General features: G+C 43.9%; 11 protein-coding genes. 5 read left to right on the top strand and 6 right to left on the bottom strand.

Annotated elements, in window-relative coordinates; translation table 11 throughout:
* Positions 1-96: 96 nt before the first annotated feature.
* The 5 genes from NST25_RS09855 (at position 97) to NST25_RS09835 (ending at position 7,295) form a co-directional block, all read left to right on the top strand.
* A complete protein-coding gene (locus NST25_RS09855) occupies positions 97-2,442 on the top strand; it encodes an AraC family transcriptional regulator (protein ID WP_339190398.1) in 2,346 nt (781 codons plus the stop codon).
* 111 nt (positions 2,443-2,553) lie between these two features.
* The gene (locus tag NST25_RS09850) at positions 2,554-4,008 is read left to right on the top strand and encodes a GDSL-type esterase/lipase family protein (RefSeq protein ID WP_339190396.1); all 1,455 of its coding nucleotides are present in this window, start codon (positions 2,554-2,556) and stop codon (positions 4,006-4,008) included.
* Between the two features lie 13 nt (positions 4,009-4,021).
* Positions 4,022-5,122: a mandelate racemase/muconate lactonizing enzyme family protein gene (locus NST25_RS09845; protein WP_076124972.1), complete on the top strand. Its 1,101-nt coding sequence runs from the start codon at positions 4,022-4,024 to the stop codon at positions 5,120-5,122.
* A gap of 17 nt (positions 5,123-5,139) precedes the next feature.
* Positions 5,140-5,982: a sugar phosphate isomerase/epimerase gene (locus NST25_RS09840; RefSeq protein ID WP_339190394.1), complete on the top strand. Its 843-nt coding sequence runs from the start codon at positions 5,140-5,142 to the stop codon at positions 5,980-5,982.
* A 152-nt stretch (positions 5,983-6,134) separates the two neighbouring features.
* Positions 6,135-7,295 (top strand): glycosyltransferase family 1 protein, encoded by a 1,161-nt coding sequence (locus NST25_RS09835; RefSeq protein WP_076304401.1) that lies wholly within the window; start codon positions 6,135-6,137, stop codon positions 7,293-7,295.
* On the opposite strand, the gene NST25_RS09830 is transcribed toward NST25_RS09835, so the two are convergent.
* The 6 genes from NST25_RS09830 to NST25_RS09805 form a co-directional block, all read right to left on the bottom strand.
* Positions 7,267-7,731 carry a DUF2269 family protein gene (locus NST25_RS09830; protein ID WP_232061246.1) on the bottom strand — a complete coding sequence of 155 codons (465 nt, stop codon included), beginning with the start codon at positions 7,729-7,731 and terminating at the stop codon, positions 7,267-7,269. The two genes, NST25_RS09835 and NST25_RS09830, sit on opposite strands and share 29 nt — an antisense overlap.
* Before the next feature lie 149 nt (positions 7,732-7,880).
* A complete protein-coding gene (locus tag NST25_RS09825) occupies positions 7,881-14,069 on the bottom strand; it encodes an SGNH/GDSL hydrolase family protein (protein WP_340393883.1) in 6,189 nt (2,062 codons plus the stop codon).
* A 360-nt stretch (positions 14,070-14,429) separates the two neighbouring features.
* The gene (locus tag NST25_RS09820; protein ID WP_179086275.1) at positions 14,430-14,978 is read right to left on the bottom strand and encodes a GNAT family protein; all 549 of its coding nucleotides are present in this window, start codon (positions 14,976-14,978) and stop codon (positions 14,430-14,432) included.
* A 148-nt stretch (positions 14,979-15,126) separates the two neighbouring features.
* Positions 15,127-16,962 (bottom strand): UbiD family decarboxylase, encoded by a 1,836-nt coding sequence (locus NST25_RS09815; RefSeq protein ID WP_339190391.1) that lies wholly within the window; start codon positions 16,960-16,962, stop codon positions 15,127-15,129.
* Between the two features lie 115 nt (positions 16,963-17,077).
* Positions 17,078-17,599: a serine acetyltransferase gene (locus NST25_RS09810; protein ID WP_036679239.1), complete on the bottom strand. Its 522-nt coding sequence runs from the start codon at positions 17,597-17,599 to the stop codon at positions 17,078-17,080.
* A 260-nt stretch (positions 17,600-17,859) separates the two neighbouring features.
* Positions 17,860-21,618, bottom strand: a complete 3,759-nt coding sequence (locus tag NST25_RS09805; protein ID WP_339190389.1) for an alpha-L-arabinofuranosidase C-terminal domain-containing protein — start codon at positions 21,616-21,618, stop codon at positions 17,860-17,862.
* Between the last annotated feature and the right edge of the window lie 130 nt (positions 21,619-21,748).

Here is a 21,748-nt window from a genome sequence, read left to right as displayed (position 1 = left end):
ATTATTGCAGAACGAGATGATTATTGTTATTTTCCACCAGGTTTCATACACTAAGAACAAGTGTCTACTTCTACATAAGTAAAGGTGCTGAGTCCCGTGAGACCATTAAGCTTTTTAAGTAAATTAACGATTTTTGCCTTTGTAATTAGCACGTTGCCGGTGATATTCATCGGTTCTTTTTCCTATTTCACATCATCTAATGAGATCCAAAAGAACGTAAACAACAGTAAAATGGAACTTATATTACAAATCACCTCAAATGTAGAACATAAGTTAACAACTGTCAATCAAACATTAAACCAAGTGATCAACTCTAGTGTATTAAAAAAAGCACTAAATAACCCTTTAAATGAAACCGATTTCATTTTATATAATGATTTAAGAAACGAAATCCGCAATATGCAATCCTTCGATACGAAACTTGAGGATGTCATCCTGCTCAATCAGCAGCAGAACTGGATGATCAAAAATTCAGGCGTCTACCGTCTGAATGAATACAAAAACCACGCGCAACTCTCTAATCTAATGAATATAGCTGACGATACTTCATGGATTTTGAATCCATCGTCCTTATTTTATAGCGAGGAGAGCATTAACGTCACTGGCTGTAATTACAGCATCAGTCTTATCAAAAAGCTTCCCACCAATAAGCTGCAAAAATATGGGCTTGCCCTAGCTAATATTCCGGTCTGCAGTCTTCAGGATTTCATTAATTCAGATGTGCAGCCACTCGACGATATTATCGTTCTGGATCAAGCTGGCCGCTTCCTGCTCCATCCGGATACCAGCTTAATCGGAAAACCTAAAGAGCAAGGCGGATTTAAAGAAGTCCCTTTAATCTCTGATCCTTCTAAACAATCCGGACAGTTCAAGACTGTGATCAACAAAAAGAATTACTCCGTCACTTTCATGCGTTCTCAGTTAAATGGCTGGGTTTATCTATCGGTTACTTCCATGGAAAGCTTGACGAAGGAGTCCAATAAAATCGGTATGTTTACGATAATCGTGTGTACCATTATGCTCTTGTTCTCCATTCTTCTGGCCTGGATCGGCTCCAGGCGTATGTACACCCCTATCGAAAGACTGCTTAATCAGATGGGCCAACGCAAACCGGATATTAAATCGAGACATCGCAATGAATTTCAGATTATAGGAGAACAAGTTCATTCTTTGTTCCAATCCAAATCACAGCTGGAAAAAGAAGTCCGGCAACACTTTCAGCAGGTTCGTACGTTTTTTCTGATCAATGCCTTCCACGGCAATGTTAAGAAACGTGATTTACTCGAAGAATTAGGGCAATTCGGTTACCAAACCCAGCTTGAAGAATGGAAAACCATGGCAGTAATTACTTTGTCTATTGATTATGCCGAGGATTCCAGCTATGAGAAAAAAGATCTCAGCCTCTTATTGTTCGCTGCCCACAATATGATCGAAGAGTTAATCTGTCCTGAACAACGGCTGGCTCCAGTGATCATGGACCATGCGGTAGTCGTATTATTGGGCAGTCCAGACTGCGATACCCAGTCTTTTCATAAGACACTGTATTCGTTAACGGAGAAGCTGCAGCAAGAAATAAATAATTATCTAAAGGTGCAGGTGAGTATTGGGCTGAGCCTGCCCTTCAACGCCTTCGATAAACTAGCCATCGCCTACAGAGAAGGTCTTGAAGCACTGAAGCATCGCATTAAGCTTGGCAAAGGCGTTATTATTCAATATGAGAACATTAACTCCGGCAAACATTATCTGAACTTGAACTACCCTACGCATAAAGAAAACGATCTAATGGATGCGATCAAGCTGGCTGAAACGGATAAAGCCAAGGAACTGATTCATTTGCTTTTTAAATCTATCTTTGCCCTTGAGCTTTCACCACAGGAATATCAAATCCCGTTGACCCGCTTACTCAATAACTTGCTCATTATGATGCAGGAATCGGGCATTAGCTTAAATCAGATCTATCATGCTAATGGCTCTATTTTTGAGGAATTACATGACCTTCATACCGTGGCTGAGATTGAGGATTGGTTCTGGAGCATGGTCATTTACCCGATGATCAAAATTTTTATCAGCAGGCAAAATGCCCAATACCAAAACATCTCTGAGAAAATCATTGATCTGATCCAACATGAATATGATACGGATCTAACCTTGGAAGAATGCGCTTCACGGCTGCATTACAACGCCAACTATATCAGCAGTGTCTTCCGTAAGGAGACCCAATACTATTTCAGCGAATATTTAACGATGTACCGATTTAAAATGGCAAAAAAATGGCTGCAGGAAACCGATATGCCGATCAAAGATATCGCAGCCAAATTAAGATACAACAATTCTCAGAATTTCATTCGATCTTTCCGTAAACAGGAAGGGATGACCCCTGGACAGTACCGGGATAACAATACAGGCGCTAAATCCAAACCAACATTTGACGAATCTATGTAAAAATCACAAAATAATCGTTCAAGGCCGAATCTAAAAAAAAAAGAGTCTCTCTTTTTTTCGGAAAATATGTTAACGTGTGCATATAACCATTTAGGGAGGAATTTGAACGCAATGTTGAACTTTCGTCTAAATACTAACCGTGTAGAACAAGATACGATTTCTCAGGAAACCTCACTACTCACCCTCTATCCGCTCGAGACGGATCACCCCCGTCCTTTTATATTGGTATTGCCTGGTGGAGGTTATCAGCACTTAGCCAAACATGAAGGAGAACCTGTGGCTCAATGGCTAAACAGTCTAGGTATTCATGCAGGTGTACTAGATTATCAGGTCGGAGATTTCAACGTCTCTTCTTTGTTAAATGATGTTGAGGAAGCTCTCAAATGGATTAGGGAAGCACCCAAAGCTTGGAATTTGATCTCAGACAAAGTAGGGATGATTGGATTCTCGGCAGGAGGACACTTAGCTTCTATCTTTTCTACCACTAGAGCAGAGAAACCAAACCTTCTTCTATTAGGTTACCCTGTAATCACTTTCCAAGAGCCCCATTCGCACAAGGGAAGCCGGCTACATTTTCTTGGAGACGACCCATCACAAGCGGAGCTTGACTCCTTTTCCTCAGAAGCCCAGGTGGATTCACTCACACCTCCAACCTTTATCTGGACAACAGCGAACGATGCCAGCGTTCCCGTGGAGAATAGTCTGTTGTTCGCCTCTGCCCTGTCTAATCAGGGAATTCCTTTTGAATTACATATCTTTGAAGAAGGGCGGCATGGTTTAGGGCTTGCAAAAGAACACCCTCATTGCCAGCAATGGCTTTCCCTTGCTGAGAATTGGTTAAGGGAACGCCAATACGTTAAAGGAGAAGAAGACCTTATGAGACAACAACTATTTATTGCAGGCGATTCCACTGCGGCCATTAAAGGCGCTGGAGAAAAACCTATGACCGGCTGGGGAGAATACCTGCAAAGTTATTTTCGGACTTCTATTCAAATCCAGAATCGTGCAATTAATGGTCGAAGCACCAAATCGTTCATAACAGACGGCCGCCTCGATGCTATCAGAAAAGACTTCCAACCCGGCGACTACCTGTTTATTCAATTTGGACATAACGATGAGAAAAAAGAGGATCCATTACGTTACACCGATCCTGAAACCGAATATCGCCATAATCTCATTCAATATATAGATGCTGCTAGGCAGCTAGGGGGGACTCCGGTTCTGTTAACCTCTGTAAGTCGCCGCCGCTTTAACGCCGATGGAGAGCTGGACCCGTTTGCTGTAGGTGCTTATCCCGAGGTAATGAGACAAGTGGCTGAAGAAACGCACACTCCGCTACTTGATATTTTCGCAGCCTCGCAAGCGCTCTATCGTTCATTAGGCGAAGAGGAATCCAAGAAGTTATTCATGCATTTGCCAGCGAAAACACATCCCAATTACCCAAATGGGGTTACGGATGATACTCATTTCTCAGATGAAGGTGCCCGGGAAATTGCTAAACTTGTGGTTCAAGCTCTTAAACAAAATACAGCCTCATCTCTATCAAACTTACAACAACTTTTATAAGGAGTGATCCAAGATGTCTCTAATTAAAGAAGTTATTACGGAGTACTATCGTATCCCTTTGCCAGAAATCATGGAGGATGCTAAACATGGCTTGCATACTCATTTTGAAGTTCCCATTGTCAAAATTAGAACGGATGACGGTCGTGAAGGTGTAGGTTATACCTATACTGGCGGATTTGGCGGCAAAGCGATCTGCTCACTAATTGCTAATGAATTAACACATATCTTAGTTGGCAAAGACGCCAGCTGTGTGGAAAGTATCTGGGAGCAGATGAACTGGGGAATACATTATGTTGCTCGCGGGGGCTTGGCTAGCTTCGCCATTGCGGCATGTGACATTGCGTTATGGGATTTACGTGCAAAGAAAGCAGATGAACCTCTCTACAAACTTCTGGGTGGCGCAAGCAATGAGGTCAAATGTTATGGTGGAGCGATTGATTTAAACTTCCCATTAGAAAAGCTCCTGCGCAACAATCAAAAATACTTAGATATGGGCCTCCAGGCTGTCAAAATTAAACTAGGCCAAAAAACATTAGCTGAAGATGTGGAACGAGTGGCTGCGGTACGCCAATTGGTCGGCCCGGATGTAGCCTTTATGGTCGATGCCAATATGAGCTGGAGTGTGGAAAAAGCGATAAAAGCCGCACGTGAATTTTTGAAATACGACATTCTCTTCCTAGAAGAACCAACGATTCCGGAGGATTATGCCGGCTATGCACGGATTGCTGAAGAAACAGGAATGGCCGTTGCAGGCGGAGAGAACTTGCGCACATTAACCGAATTCCATCACATGCTGCAATATGGTCATGTTGATTTTCCTCAACCTGATGCTTCCAATATAGGCGGAATTACGGGCTGGTTAAAGGTAGCTCACTTAACACAAGCCTATAACCTTTCCGTTTCCACACATGGAATGCAGGAATTGCACGTTAGTTTGTTAGCAGCTATGCCAAATGCAGGTTATCTCGAAATGCATAGCTTCCCTATCGATCAATACACTACACGTCCGCTAGTGATTAATAAAGACAATGGGATGGCAGTTGCGCCAGAAGTAACGGGCACTGGTGTTACCTTTGACTGGGACAAATTAGCACCTCACAAACAACAATACTAATAGGAGCGATCGGTCATATGAGCATTCCCCTTCAACTAGGTGTTCGAGCACATGATTTCCCACAAGTTCCATTGCAAGAGTTAATTGAGAAGATTAAGTCCTATCATTTCACTCATATCCAGTTCGCACTTAAGAAATCTTTTCCTGATAGTGCCCCTAGCCTGACGGCTATAAGCCCTGGAACAGCCAGCTATTATGGCAATGCCTTTAGACAGGCAGGTATTCAGATTGCGGTTCTGGGCTGCTATGTAAATATTGTAGACACCGATCCTCACAAACGGGCGCAAGCGTTAGCCGCGTTTAATACCCATCTGCGCTTGGCCAGAGATTTCGGCGCTAGTCTGGTAGGTACGGAAACCGGAAGTGTGGGACTTGGGTATACCACAGATAATTTTACAGAAGAAGCCTTCCAAGAGGTGGTGGCATCAGTTAAGGCCATGGTGGCGGAGGCCGAACGTTTTGGTGTGACGGTAGGAATCGAAGCAGGACTTCATCATCCGCTGTACACCGCGCCCTTAACCCGCCGACTTCTGGATGAAGTCCCTTCTAACAATCTTCAGGTCATATTGGATTGCGCAAATCTAATGTCGCCTACAAATTACTTGCATCAAGAAGCTATTATTACGGAGGCTTTGAAGCTTCTAGGAAATCGAATTGCTGTCATTCATTTAAAAGACTTTATCGTCCAAGAAGGAGCCATAAAAATAGTCCCTGTAGGTCAAGGGTGGCTAGAGTTTGAGCCGATCCTTCGTTATATGAAATATGAACGTCCTCATATTCAAGGAATCCTGGAAAGCACTCCTGAGTCACATTTAGGAGAAAGCATTACCTTTTTGCAACAGATATACGAATCCTTGTAGGGCTTCATCCCATTAAAACTAATAAATCCACTGCACACCTCTTTATCTTACCTGGTGCAGTGGATTTTTATATTCTGTTTAACATCCGTTTGACCTCCATCAAATAATCTCCTGTTATGATCAGGGCATCAAGAGTACCTGGGAGGGGTTCCATGCGTCTTGCTTTATTCACGGACACATTTCTTCCGCAAACCAACGGAGTTTCACGTACGCTTCAACGATTAACCACCCATTTGAAAGAGCGCGGTATTGAACATCTGCTTTTCTCACCAAAATCTGCTCCTGAAGACAGTTATGCCGATCCCATACGTCCCATTACCAGCATCCCCTTTTTCTTATACCCTGAATGTAGACTCGCACTGCCCAATATGTCCTCTATCCAATCAGAGCTGAAAGCTTTTCGTCCCGATCTGCTTCATATGGCAACTCCGTTCAATATCGGTCTCTGCGGCCTTCGTTATGCGCGCAAACATGATCTGCCCCATGTCGCCTCCTATCATACCCATTTTGACCGCTATCTTGAATATTACCGGATGAAAAAAATCGCTCCGCTCTATTGGAAATACATGAAGTGGTTTCACCGCTCCTGTGATGCCACCTTTGCACCATCCTACGAAACCCTCGATTCCCTCCAAGCTCAAGGCTTTCATCGCCTGAAGCTATGGTCCAGAGGCATCGACTGCCAGCAGTATACCCCCAAAAAACGCAGCCATGAGGTCCGTGAGCGCTACGGAATTACCGCACCGTTACTGCTTCTATATGTGGGAAGAATCGCCCCTGAAAAAGATATACAGACGCTTGCTCTCGCCATGCAGCAATTGCCCGAATCTACGCAATCTCAGGTTCATTGGCTGGTCGTTGGAGATGGTCCCCTTCTGCCGGAAATGCGGGCACAGGCGCCGCATAATGTCACGTTTACAGGCTATAAACATGGTGACGAGCTTGCCCAATTATATGCCTCCGCAGATCTGTTCATCTTCCCTTCCAGTACAGAAACCTTCGGTAATGTTGTCTTAGAGGCTATGGCCTCAGGACTGCCTGTCCTCGCAGTAAATGAAGGTGGGGTGAAGGATCTGGTCACACCCGGCCGCACAGGAATGATTGTCGAGCCCCGCTGCCCGGATGCTTTTATTCGTGAGATTTGTGCATATGTAGAGCACCCTCAAAAGCTAGCTGCTATGGGGCATGAAGGTCGACAGCTGGCACTCGGCCGCTCTTGGGAGAATATTTTTGATGGACTCATCCGCGATTATGAAGAGATCATTGAGAATAGGCGTTATGATCTTATACCGGCTTTACTACCATTAATATAATAATGACGATAGTAAGTACATGAACCGCCGCTTCTAGCGGAGCGATCTTGTTCATAGCGGTAGTGTAACCATCAGGAATTTCTTCCCCTTCGCTGGTCATTACGAGCTGGGTTAGCTTTTTCAATCGGGGCTCAACCATTCCAATAATAATCACTTCGATCACGATAAAAAATAATAACGACAGATTTAACCACAACACCGACAAGCCCATTTTATCTATGATCATTAACAAAATACCTGTAACGATCAGGGTGATCCCACCTGTCTTAGGGAATCTGTTTATTTTCTTCATAAGACCAAATACAAAACGAAGCTGACTGCCTGTCTTGGCTGAGCTTGTCAGTATTGGCAGCACAAAAGCTGGTCCAATTCCCACTATGGATGCTATAACATGTATAACTACCACAAGCTTTGAGATCATATGCGTCAAATCCATATTTACAATCCCCCCTATCATTCGTTGTTTAGATTCATATGAGGCTGATAGGAGAATTAGTCTTGCAGAATCCTTTAAATCTTAGATAATCTTAAAAAAGCGCCTAGCCGGATATTACCGACTTAGGCGCTTTTTTAACAAATATTCACTTATTTTACCGTAACTTTCATGATCGCACTCTCATTTACCCCTTGATCATTCAACAGCTCAGCCCGGTATTCATAGACGCCTGGAGAACGGTTAGTGATAGAAGTAGAAGCCGTTTGTGCGTTTGGGGTACCCGCTGTTAAAGTCTGAGTATCGATCAGTATTCCGTTCTCATACAAGCGATACTCTTTGCCGTTCATCCCCCACCATAAATTCATGGTCACTTTATACTCTCCATCGCCATCCCAGTTGTCATTGGACAACACCGGCTTAGCTGGTGCAGCATCCTTCACGATAACCACATGAGCAGCAGACACCGTTGTGCCAAAAGAATTGGTCAGCTCAGCCGTATAGGTGTAGGTTCCGTTTTCTTTTCCGGTAATATTAGTCACTGCAGTCTGTGCAGCTGGGGAATCATCACGTAAGGTTTGCGTGTCGATTAAGGCACCGTTCTCATATAGCTTGTAGACCGTACCATTATTGCCCCACCACATATTCATTGTGATTTGGTAATCCCCGTCCAAAAGTCCTGTATCCTGCCCATTATTATTGGATAGAACCCATTGCCCCGGAACACCTGTAGCCTTCTGAGGTCCACTTACGAACACAATCACTTGTTCTGTCGTCGAAAGTCCAGCGTTATTAATGGCTGTTGCGATGAACGTATGCGCTCCCGCAAGCCCTGTGAGTGGAATCTCATCTCCATAAACGACAGGTTTACCATCAAAGGTAATATCCAGACTGCGAATGCCAGACTCTGGATCTTCCGCTACGACCTGCACCTTCAATACATCCGTTTCACTCATTTGAGCAGAAGGTAAACCAGAAATCGTAGGTGGTGTAGTATCTTCAGTTTCTCCCGGTGAGCCTACATATTGAATTTTTGGAGCCACTGGTTGTTCCATCCCTTCACCAAGAAAGAATCCAGGGTGCGGAGGTTGATTATAGCCTACATTTTGCCAAGCTACTGCCAGGCGGTAGATCGGATCATGCATCAATGTGCGAATACGATAATCTGACATATCCGTTGTTGTGTAGATCCGTAGTTCAGAACTGTCCGTTGCCCGCCAGATCACTTCTTCACGCCAATCCCCGAACAGATCTGCCTGCAAGCTTGGATTCGCCTTGGTGCCATTATTTGAAGAAGCACCTACAGCCGTCAATAAGTTAACCGTTGTCTGGTTGGTATAGTCCCACTTATCCACTCGATTCGCATCCAGTAATTCACGTAAAAGATCACTATCCCACCAAATACCAAAATTCGTGGAGGAAGGCAGTTTTTTAGTGATTAGTTCCCCTTGCGCACTGTATAGGCCCGTAACAGGTATATGCTCCTCATTGGTGATCGTTGCAGCCCATACCTCTTCGCCAGCATATCGCGGATCAATATCTGCTGACATTCCCCGTCCAGTATCAATCCCCGTGAATACACCCCATAATATTTCTCCTGTAGCTGCATCACGCATTTCAATCCCATACTTCGAATCGGTATGCTCATGAACATCAAAGACTTCCAGCCCGGGTCTGGTAGGATCAAGGTCTCCGAAATGAATTGCATCACCATGGCCAAGCTTTGTATTATACAGCGGCAATCCGTCATCGTCGATTGCCATCGCGCCGAAAGTTATTTCGTCCTTGCCGTCGCCGTCCACATCGCCTACAGAAAGATTGTGGTTTCCTTGACCAACGTAGTCTCCATATCCTTCATCATTAGAATCGAAACGCCATACTTTCTCGAGCTTGCCCTCGCGATAATTGTAAGCTGCAAGTACGGTTCTAGTATAATAACCGCGGCTAAAAATCACGCTTGGCTGCTCGCCGTCTAAATAAGCTACAGCTGCCAAAAAGCGGTCTACACGGTTACCATAGGTATCCCCCCAAGCGCCAACATCTCCACGTGGCGGATCATAATCAACGGTATCCAATGCCCGGCCTGTTGCCCCTTCGAACACCGTTAAATATTCATTGCCCAGCAGCACATAACCCGAACTGTTACGATAGTCTGCACTGGCATTGCCGATGACTTTTCCTTGACCGTCCACTGTGCCATCTGCCGTCTTGATCATAATTTCGGCACGTCCATCACTATCCAGATCATATACCAGGAATGGAGAATAGTGTGCGCCGGCACGAATATTAGGCCCTAAATTAATCCGCCATAAACGAGTTCCATCTAATTTATAAGCGTCCATATAGACAAGTCCAGTATACCCAGCTTGAGAGTTATCCTTGCTGTTCGAAGGTGACCACAACATGATGATTTCATATACACCATCACCGTCCAAATCACCTACACTTGCATCTCCCGCACTATACGTATACGGTTGACCATCCTTGGTGTAATCATCTGCTGGCTTTTGCAAAGGGATCGATAGATATTGCTTCTGCCATACGCTGAATGGTTCCGAAGCGGATTTCTCGACTCCATTGATTACTGATGTGATTCTATATTTGGCATCCTCCGTGCCTTTAGGATCGAGATAGTTCGTGTTTTGAGTAATCAACGAATCATTAAGTTTCTTATCGCCACGATACAGATTGAATCCTATCGTTTCCGGATCCAGACCTAACATCCGCCAGCTGATATAAACACCCTCATCTGTCTTAACCGCTACAGGCGCACGATCCAGCGCCTCCATCTTCCGGTATAATATTGTCACCGCTGAGGTTTCCAACGTAGCGGATAGATCAGAGATGCCGCCTGCATTTACCGAGGCTACTTTGTAATAGTAAGGAATGGTAGTCAGAACGGTCGTGTCTGTGTACGAAGCTTCGAATGATTTGCCGATCAGGATGAACTCACTGTCTGCGGATTTCGCACGATAAATGTTGAACATCCGTGCATCCGGTACCTCATTCCAAGTAAAGGTCACATCATTTTTGTTCGTAGATTGTACAGCTAGACCACTAGGTACGGCTGCTTTTGCTACGGAGGGGTCAATCATAGACACTTTTAGCGCATTGGAGCCTACGGATTCCAGTCCCGTGCTGTCGACCGAAGTTACCGTATAGATATATTCCATACCAATATCCGCAGTGGTATCTGTGTAGAGCGGCTCTGTTGTCTCGCCCAGCAGCTCTGCACTATTCGCAACCGTAGCCTGACGATATACACGGTATTTCAGCGCACTCTCCATACTATCCCAAGAAAGATTAGCTGTGATAGGCTCACTGTTTAAATCCAGGCTACCCAGTTTCAGATTCGTTGGGGCTAATAATAACGGTGTGATCTCCAGCCCATTGAGATGAGCGGTTGTGCCACTAAAGACAAGATTCATCTGCCCGTCTTTGACAGCAATCTGGTTATACAGCTTCTCAGCAATATTTTCCTTACCTGAGGAGACTGTTCCGTAATCTTTGCCTTCAATGGCTACATTCGTCTTGGCAGATCCAATCCAATCTCCTGTATAGGTCTTAACAGAATAATAACCATTGGGTAAATCAACTTTGAATTCATACGATCCTCCAAAATAAATCACAAAATCTCTGCGCAGATCGTCCGTCGCATTTCCCCGATCCCGATCAATCATCCCTGCACTCGAGGTCAAACCATATCCACGTTCTGGGGTATACAGGACATTCACATTCACTTCCGTATAACCCGCAGCAACGGGTGAACCAACAGGTCCAAAATCATAACGATACTGAGCGGATTTCGTAGTCAGCTTCACTTCATCTGAAGGCTCAGACTCTCCTAGCCCGTTCACTGCAGTCACTCTTACCGAGTAGCTTTGACCTTCAACCAACCCGCTTAATGTCAATGAAGGGACAGTTGAAGTTCCCGCTAATGTATAAGCAGATTCGGCTTCTGCCGCTAGCTTACGATAGATTTTATAGATATCTGTACCTTCTACTTTATTCCATTTCAATACTGCACCTGCATTACTGATACTCCCAGCTACAAGACCTTCAGGCTTCACAGGCACCGTTTCCGGCTGTTTGATGTCCTGCACAAAGCTGGAGAGTGGAATATTTAATTCCCCTATTCCTTTGGCCAGCAGACGGGCCATTTGAATGGCTCCGTATTCTTGAAAGTGAGTATCGTCTGTCGAGCCATTTGGGAAAGCACCATATATCCCTGCATCGAGGTGAAGGAATACAGAGCGTGTAGCTGCAAAACCGATAGAATTGTAAAAAGCTACACTGAGTGCGCTAAGATCGACCAAATCAACATCAAGTTCACTTGCTACCTCTTTCATAGCCTGCACATATTCTGGAAAGCTCACATTGAATTTTTCGCTCGCAGCATTATAATCTCTGCGCCCCATGGGGGTCACCAGAATCGGAGTTGCTCCTCTTTGCCTAGCTCCATTGACATATGTTTTTAAATAAACTTTGTAATCGGCTGGAGAAGCATATCGGTCTGGAACGCTAATCGTTGCGTCATTATGACCAAACTGGATCAGGAAATAATCACCCGGTTGGATCTTACGCAGCACTTCATCCAGCCTTCCCTCGACAATAAATGACTTAGAGCTGCGGCCTCCGATAGCGTGATTCTTAAACGTTACTTCCTCGCTAAAGAAATCAGGAATCATTTGTCCCCAGCCTGCCTGTGGTATCCAATAAGGATCATAAGTCTGCACGGTTGAATCACCCGCAATATAAACCGTTGGCAATTCATTAGCAGGACGGTCTGGCTGCTTAGTAATCACCAGTGCATTGATATTTGGCTTAGTGCCAGAGAACACCAAGTTCATTTGTCCATCCACCAAAGCGATGTCAAAGCTCATTTCCAAATACTGGCCTGCTGTTTTGCTCGTCTGTTGAACTTTTTGAATGGATTCGACTTTGATGCCAATCTCTGTATCTCCGACGCTGTCACCAGCGATAAGTGAAACTGTATAGTCGCCATTCGGTAAATCTACATTAAAAGTTGCATCCTTAGGGACCACAAAATCTGATCGCAAAGGATCTGAGGTTCCTCGGTCTACCCCAGTTACTTTCGATATATCTGTAAATCCATATTTAACCTCAGAGGAATAAGATACCCCTGCATCTACCTTAAGATAACCTTCAGCCACAGCACCCGGGCCAAAATCAAAGGAATAAACATCCCCTTCTGGCAAAGTTCCAGGAGGCGAATACACAGCGCTTTCCACCTTGTTAGATAGCTCTGATTCGCCTTGGTCATTGGCTGCCTTCACCCCATAATATTGCCGTTTTGAGGTGTCCGCTGAGGCATCCGTAAATGTCGTCTTCTCTGACTGACCAATCTCATGGAATGTTCCATCTGCTGAATCAGACCTTAAGATCGTATAGCGGCTAGCTCCAGCCACACTGTTCCAATTCAGTTGAACAGAACTTACACCGACACTGACAATTGAAAGACCGGTTGGTGCTGCGGGAACCTCTACCCCCGGAATTTTGTCTACGGTCACAGATGCGCTCAAAGCAGACTCCTCACCCTTTCCATTTACAGCTGACACATTGTAAATGTAACCACTCCCTTCATTTACATCTGAATCCACGTAGCTGTTAGCAGCAGCTTGACCTATGGCTTGAAGGGTTCCACTAGGAAGAACCGTTCGATAAATATTGTAATAGACTGCTTCTGTCACGCTGCTCCACCCTAGAGATACCTCAGTGGGAGTGATATTATGAACCACTAATCCCTCAGGGGCTTTCAATGGACCTGGTACAATCTGCTGAATAATTAGTCCATTTAAATATCCGCCAACCCCTGTACCCGTAATGCCGACGGTCAGTTGACCATCTTGAACAGTCGTCCGGTAGGTAGCTTGATTTACAGCTTGCTTGCTGCTTATCGACCCAGCCGTGCTACCTTCCAAAGTAATCGTAGTTTTGGTTGTACTTGTACCCGCTAGTAAATCTCCTGAGTATACAGTCACATCGTAATCCCCATTAGGAAGATCCACCAAAAAAGAATAGGACAGTCCCAATACAAAATCGTTGGTCATATCGTCTCCACCCGAGCGATTCCTCGAAGCAACCGCCTGATCTAAACCATACCCTAGCTCATTCGTATATAATTCAGATTCATGCACGCCTGTATAACCACTCATAACAGGACTTGTTGCTGTTCCAAAATCATATTGCAAGGTTATTGGGCCTGAAGCTGCACTGGCCTGTTGCCCCCCAAATGTTGTAGATGGAAGTATTGATGAACAAATGAAGATCCACGACAATAACACCATAAATATTTTATTTCCAAGTTTATTCCTCTTCATCTTCCGTGCTTCACCCGCTTTCTTATGATTGAAAGAACTTAGTACGCATCTAGCCCCGTTGTAGTAAACGCTTACAATAAGCTTCGTTGTCATTCGTTCTTCAAATATAAGTTCACTTCGTGCGCGTATCCCCTCCTCTTTGCTCAGGCAGCTGGATGGTAGCTGATTCCAGTTTCACTCATATCCAACACGATACTACCACCTAAGTGTCACTCTGAACATTTAAAAAACAGATTTTATCATACACTAAACCGTTCAATTTCTTCGCCTATAGTTATAAAAACCTACGATTTGGGAAGAAGTTAGGACAGAAGAATCAGTGAGGGGACACCCGCTTTTGAGATCACGACAACAGTTTTGCTATTCCTTCATCCTTAACCATTCGCTTCTGAGCAATCCATAGGAATAAGTATCATGCCAGATTGGCTCTCCATTACTATCATATTTAAAATAACCCGTCTGCAAAAAATGTCCTTCTCGACGAAGCTTCAATCGTTCGAGCAGTTTCCATGAGTGTGTATTTTCGGGATCACAGTTCGCAATCACACGTCTCATTTTCAGATTATCAAAGCCATAGTTTAACAATTGATTACAAGCCTCTGTAGCATAACCTTTTCCCTGAAAATCAGGGTTAAAAACATATCCAAATTCCCAAACGCCAAAAACCTTTGGTTCGCTCGCTTGAAAATATAAGTTGCCGATCATTTTTGTCGTAGATTTAAGACAGACTGCCCAAAAAGCACGGTCCGATGACCGTCTGAGCGCCTCAGTGCGAGATTCATCTGCATTAAACACGGAATAGGGCTCATATTTCACAACACTTTCTTGCGACAAATATTCATGAAGGTCTTTCCAATCCTCTGCTGAGAACCTTCTAATCCATAAACGTTCGGTTTCCATAATTTCCATCAGAACAACACTTCCCCAATATTAATAGTAAATATATACCATACACCCCATAATACCCCTATTTATTTTTTATTTCATATGAGCAAAATCATTTCACAAACAGCAAATAGGCCTCCTTGGATTCCCAAGAAGGCCGATGAATGTTTCTCTATATCTTAACTCTGCTTAAACTGCCACCTGACGCAAATAATCGTTCGATATGCTTTTGAACGGTTGGGTCCGGGATCAGTGGCGGGGCTTGATGGGGTTTTACCCGAGCATCAATAATCACGTTGTCACAGGACCAATGTTTATACTCAGTAGAACTGTTCACTCCATAGATATCATGAGATGGATTACTTCGGGTGAACGTCGCCCATAGGAAATTGTCGATCTTTTCACTCAAAAACTCGCTATCATCACACAAAATAATCATTGGGCAAGAAGGAAGTGACCCTTGCTCCTGAATAGCTTCACTAAGCTTGTTCATTTCCAGTGCTGCTTCAGCGTAGCTTGTGAATTTAGCGCCTTGAAGGGCAACAAGACCAGGCATCACCATTCGTGCATGTTCAAATCCCTGTAATTCTTTCAGCAGGCCTGGCACCTCTGTACATAGCTCTCTTTTCTTATCCCCTACTGCTGCAAAGATCACTTTACTTCCGCTGTTTAATCCTGTGCCGGAATAATCAAGCGTATCAATCGTGGTATTGGTATAGAAATGAATATCTCTATGAAGATTAATCCGCTCTAAGATATACGTCAAGAAATCCTCGATATTATGTGTGCTGATAGGCTGATTCTCTTCTGCTGTAATAAACAAAAACTTAGCTAAACTAAGCTGACCCGTCCCTAAAATCCGGTTAGCAATGGTCAGAATTTCTGCTGGCTGCTTTACTTGCTGATAAGGCGTATAACGTTCACTACCAATGGCGAACAGCAGGGGATGAACACCCGCAGCATCGACTGCATGAACTTCTTTGACGCCCGGAATTTCTTGGCGGATAGCCCCACCTGTCAGCTCGTGAATTAACTCACCAAACGCGGTATCCTCTTGTGGCGGCCGGCCGACAACCGTAAATGGAAAGATTGCATTTTTTCTGGCGTACACTTTATGTACTCTCATTACTGGGAAAGGGTGAACCAAGCTATAATAGCCTAAATGGTCGCCAAAAGGCCCCTCCGGCTTCGTCTCACCAGGGTGAATTTCACCTGTTATTACAAAGTCCGCATCATTGCTGATACAATAACCATCCACATAGCTATAGCTGAAATGGCGTCCTGAAAGTAATCCTGCAACGATCATCTCACTCATTCCCTCAGGCAAAGGCATAACCGCCGATAAAGAGTGAGCGGGTGGTCCACCGATAAAACAACTTACTTTAAGCGGTTGTCCTTGGCGGTTCGCTTTTTCCTGATGTACGCCAATGCCGCGATGAATTTGATAATGAATGCCCACTTCTTTATTTAATTCATACTCATTTCCAGTCAGCTGCACACGGTACATTCCCAGATTGGAGTTCATAATGCCCAGCTTGTCCGGATCTTCTGAATACACCTGCGGCAAGGTTACAAAAGCACCACCATCTCCCGGCCAATGTGTGATTAGCGGAAGATCAGAGATACTAATTTCCTGAAAACCGCTTGGCAGACCCCCTGGCTTTTTAATAGGCAATGCTTTTCTCGCGGATAATCCGGTACCAACATATTTAAATGGATTTTTGAGTGCTTTTACGGGATCGTTGCGAAGGGCAATTACGTTATGTGTGGAATCCCAAGTACGCCGAAAGATAAACTTACTGCGCTCTATCGTTCCAAAAAGGTTAGATACGGCCCGAAACTTCGAGCCTTTTACATTTTCAAATAATAATGCAGGTCCACCAGCCTCATAAACCTTTAGGTGAATCGCCGCCATCTCTAGATAAGGGTCCACTTCTTCATGAATACGAACTAAATGTCCGTGTTTCTCTAAATCATTAACACACTCTTCTAAATTGCTATATTTCATTTCATTACTCCGATCTCTAGAAGGTTATTACAAGATTACTTGGATGCTTTAATTATACCCTGTAAGATATTAAAATAAAGCGCACGCGTACCCTATGTACTAGAACCTAACGTCTTTATCTTGTATTCTCTGGTTTCGGTTCACTCCGCAATATATTTTTAGCAGGAATACCTACAGCCGAAGCGTTATCCGGCACATCCTTTACCACGACAGACATGGCCCCGATATTAACATCGTTACCAATGACAACCGGTCCAAGAATCTTGGAGCCTACTCCAATAAAAGCTCTGTCTCCAATCACTGGCTCTCCTAAGTTATTTCTCCCGCCAATAGTCACTTGATGAAAAATAGTAGCATGGCTTCCAAGCACCGCTTTAGGACTAATGATAATCCCATTTAAACCATGCGGTAAATGAAGCGCATCACCAATTTGAGCTTGAGCGTGAAGCTCGCCATTCGCAAGAATACGGACAAAAAGCACATCCATTATCCGATACAAAAGCCACAAAGGTTTTCGCACGATGCCATTCTTCACTCGATAATACACCCAATTTCCATAACGATAAGTAAACAAGGCCATAATCGTTTGAGGATTTTTCAGATTTGCTTTCCAGTCCGTTTTGAATGATTTCATCATTTTATCGTTCTCCTTTTTAGGGGCTAGGGTATGCACTGTATTCTGGAGTAATGAAGGCAGCTGTGGATAAAACATCTGGGAGGATCGCGGGCTGGAGGGTCAGTCGGTGATTGTACTTTCACCAGTGTAAGATAGATTCTGAGATTCATCAAGCAAGTGGGCAGTTCTCTCTATATAATCATCAACCGATTTAGAGGCTTGTTAAACAACAACACGCGCCGAACAAAAAGATCGGCGCGTGTTGAACAGCATATTTTCTATTAAATCAGATCCAGAACAATCACATTCACGGAATTGGCAGCTAGCTTCACAATTGCCGTGTCTTTATCAATTACGATTTCCGTTTCAACTGGTGTAACCTTCTCATCATTTTTTCTGTTCACATTAGGTGTGTGAACCAGCGAGGCGTCTCCGGTTAAGGTAATCCGTTTACCCGTAGCAGCTACTTTTAAGCCTTTTAGATCAAGCTTCGTTGCTTTTTCTACACCATCCGCATTTACAAGCTTCACATAGAGATGCTTATCATCTTTAGTTACGGAATTGTATACCTCTCTGTTATAAGCCTCAAGCTTATAATCCAGTACTTTGCTTGTTACCTTGCCATCTGTATAAGAGCAAATCAAATGTTTGCCATCTGCTCCGCCATAATTAACGGTGATGGTATATTCCGTATGATCCGCAAGCTCTTCATAGCAACTGGCTCTAAGGTTACCAGCAGCGGTACTAGAGGAATAATCGCCGAGAGTATAAGCCTCAATCCCTTGCTTGTACACCTTGACTCCTGTGGCATCGCCATTATAGCCAATTGCATATTCGATAACATCTTTATTTTCCGGTGAGATTTCTGTCAGACCTGCGCCTACATAGAAGCCATCTTCGCCAGAAGCTTTTTCAGCTACAACCTCTACTTTATAATTAGTCCACGCATCATTAAGGATATACAATCCATTCAATCCGCCATTCTGCGCTTTCAATACCAGACCTTTGGAAGGATCAATCGTATATCCGGCAGAGCCAGGAATCACTTTCCAAGCTTCATCCAGCGGCTGCGTGAAATCTTGATCCAACCATACACTGCCATCTACATTCGAAGTCACTTTCACCCGTTTCACGATCACAGATGATTTCCCCGCAGCCACTTCAATTCCTCCATGAGGAATGAGGTCTACCTTCTCCCCGTTGCGATAAGTCGAAAATGAGGTGCCAACCACTTTGGTTCCCAGGTATTTAGCATACAACTGCTGAACATAATAGTTCGGTGTGTACCATACGGTTTCATCATCGAACCAGATGCAATCCGGTGTCCATCTATAGGTGCCATCTGTCAGAACCTTGTTGAACAACGGTGCCGTTGCCGCCAATCTAATCACATCAGAGTTATTCTCGAAGCTGGACATAATCGCCGCCTCAGCAACAGCTCCTGCCAAAGTGTTTTTATCTGTGGAAGCATATTCACCCACAAAAACCTTTGAAGTTTCAGCCTCATCCAAGCTGCCGTCTTCCTTATAGGCTCTGTAATAGTAGTTGTAACGATCAGCATTCTCTAACAAATATTCATTGGAACGGTAGTAATGCTCATCCGCAATGGTATCCATGTAGTTCTTTTGTTTTTCGTACCAGGTAACAGTCTCTTCGATGCTCGATGTACCATCCGTAAAGCTGATTTTTTCCGAGCCCTGTAAATTTCCGCTTAGGAATTTCCAACCTTGCTGGTAAGCATCATCATCTGCCTGTGCACCCACGGTAGAGAGAATAGTCAATTCATGATCAGGATAGTTCTTCACCATATACTCATCAATCACTGTTTTAAAATATTCGAAGTTGGCGAAAAACTCTGTACCCCAGTTTTCATTCCCCACACCCAAATAACGCAGATCAAACGCTGCTTCATGGCCCATCTTTTTACGCAATGCAGCCCACTCATTATTGTCAAAATCCATGCTAATCGCAAAATCAATCAGATCCGTAAAGTTCTTCACATAATAATCTCTTAACGCACCGCCAGCTGGATTCGCATAATCCGAACGAGCTTGACAGAGTACGCCGCAGGCCATAACCGGAAGTGGTGTTGCGTTCAAATCCTCGGCTAATTGGAAATACTCCATATATCCAAGACCCATGGTCATCATGTAGCCCCATACGTTATAGTTCTCTTTGCGCAATTCGATATCGTTGACGGACTCTTTCCAATCGTACACGTTCTCCCAAATGTGAGAACCTTCAGAAATACAACCCCCAGGGAAACGCAGGAAGGTAGGATGAAGATCAACGAGTGCATTCACTAAGTCTTTTCGCAATCTATAGTTTGAATTTCCTTTATAGTTAGCATGAGCTGTAGCAGAACGTTCCTCTTCACCAGCGCCCCAAACGTCATCAGGAATTAAGGAAACCATATCAATGGAGATCTCACCGTTAAAGGTTAAAGCCAGCTGACCAAGCACAGTTTCAGATCCTGTTAATACAAGCTTTGAATCGACACCATACTTCTTCCAGCTGCCGTCACCGTTTACTTCAACAACTGCAGTATCGCTGATGGCTTTACCGTCTTTGTCGAGCAATTGCAAGGTAATTGTGCCCGCTGCTTCTGCCTTCGCCCAAATCGTGAAGTTGTACTTGGCATCTTCCTGAATAAACATCGAGCAGTGCTGATTGGAATCGGCAAAACCTCTATTATTAATCGTTGCGCCATCCGCTACCGTCACATAATGCGCATTCATATCTTTATCATCGATGCCGAAGAAATCGTTTAATCCGCCTGTATTATGGACAGTCATTTGGTCTGTATCCCCAGACCATGCGTGAAGAGGTGTATAATTTCTTCCGGTGGAAGCACCATGTACACCACATACATGCGAATAGCTGTCAAAAGCAAAAGATTCGAAGGAGCGATTCTGCACTAGCTCTGCATAGATCCCACCGTCTGCTGCATTGTTAATGTCCTCATAGAATAAACCATATAGAATTTGGCTAACATCCAAAATCTCCTGATTGCCGTCAATCGTTAAGGTGTAAGGTGGCAAATCTTCCGGAAGCACAGACACAGTGAAGCTCTTTTCTGCTGTACTAGCTCCCTTTTTCAAATGTGCTGTAAGTGTTACGCCTTGAGCAGATTGAACTCCTTTATTCACAACGCCTTCATTAGAAATGACTTTGGTATCGCTGGATACCCAAGATACGTCAACTTTCCCGCCCATCAGCGAAGCTGGCAATTCGATATCTTTGGTAATAATCGAGCTTGGGAAGGTTAAGTATTTATCTTTTGCAAGCTTAACGATATCTTCATCCGTCAAAGATTCGCACATAATTTCAATCACTTCATCTTGAGTTAAGCCTGCTTTATATACACGGAAGTCCGAAATATAGCCGCCAAAATCAACATCTGCCGCGTACTGGGATTTCCCGATTGTATTATTGCTATAATTCAGTTGGTCTTCAAAAGTAGCAAACCATTTGCGCAGCTTAGCATATGTGCCACTCGAGGTTTGGCTGATCATTCCATCCGCAACTACTTCACCATTTACATACATCACAGGACCTGCACTGCTTAGTGTTCCACCTTTTGTGCCTGTAACTGCAAAGGAAACGTGTACCCATTCATCAGTCGCAAAGGATTTCCCTGGATCTGCAATTAAGTCTTCCCCTGCAAAACAAGTGCCCCGTAAATTGCGGGTTACAAAAAGATAAGGTCCTGTTTCACCTTTACCAAAATCAAAAATTCTTTCCCATAAGCTTGAAGCTTTGCTTACATACATCCAGGTCGAAATCGTAATTCCTGTATGGTCACTGACCTCTTTAAGCAGATCGTTAGGTAATGAAATATAGGATGTGCCATGTTCTCCCCCAGCAAGCGAAACAGCTTGTCTACCTGCTACGGATTTAATAGCCGGCAGCTTCGTACCTGAAGCGGTTCCATCATTGCCGTTCCCCGAGAAATCTTGACCAACATCCTCTGGATTATCAAACTTATAATGCGCAATTAGACTACCATTAATAAATTTGTTACCGTTGTCATTTTTCATAGAAGATCACCTGTTATCTTTATAGTAGAAATCTTAAAAACCTAACAATATTAGTTCATTGCCGTTTATACGAAACATAATAACATATTTTATAGTCAATTAATATATTAACCAATTAATATTTATGTGA

The sequence above is a fragment of the Paenibacillus sp. FSL E2-0190 genome, from assembly GCF_037992965.1.
Lineage (GTDB): Bacteria > Bacillota > Bacilli > Paenibacillales > Paenibacillaceae > Paenibacillus_AQ > Paenibacillus_AQ odorifer.
This window is presented reverse-complemented; position numbering and strand designations above follow the sequence as displayed.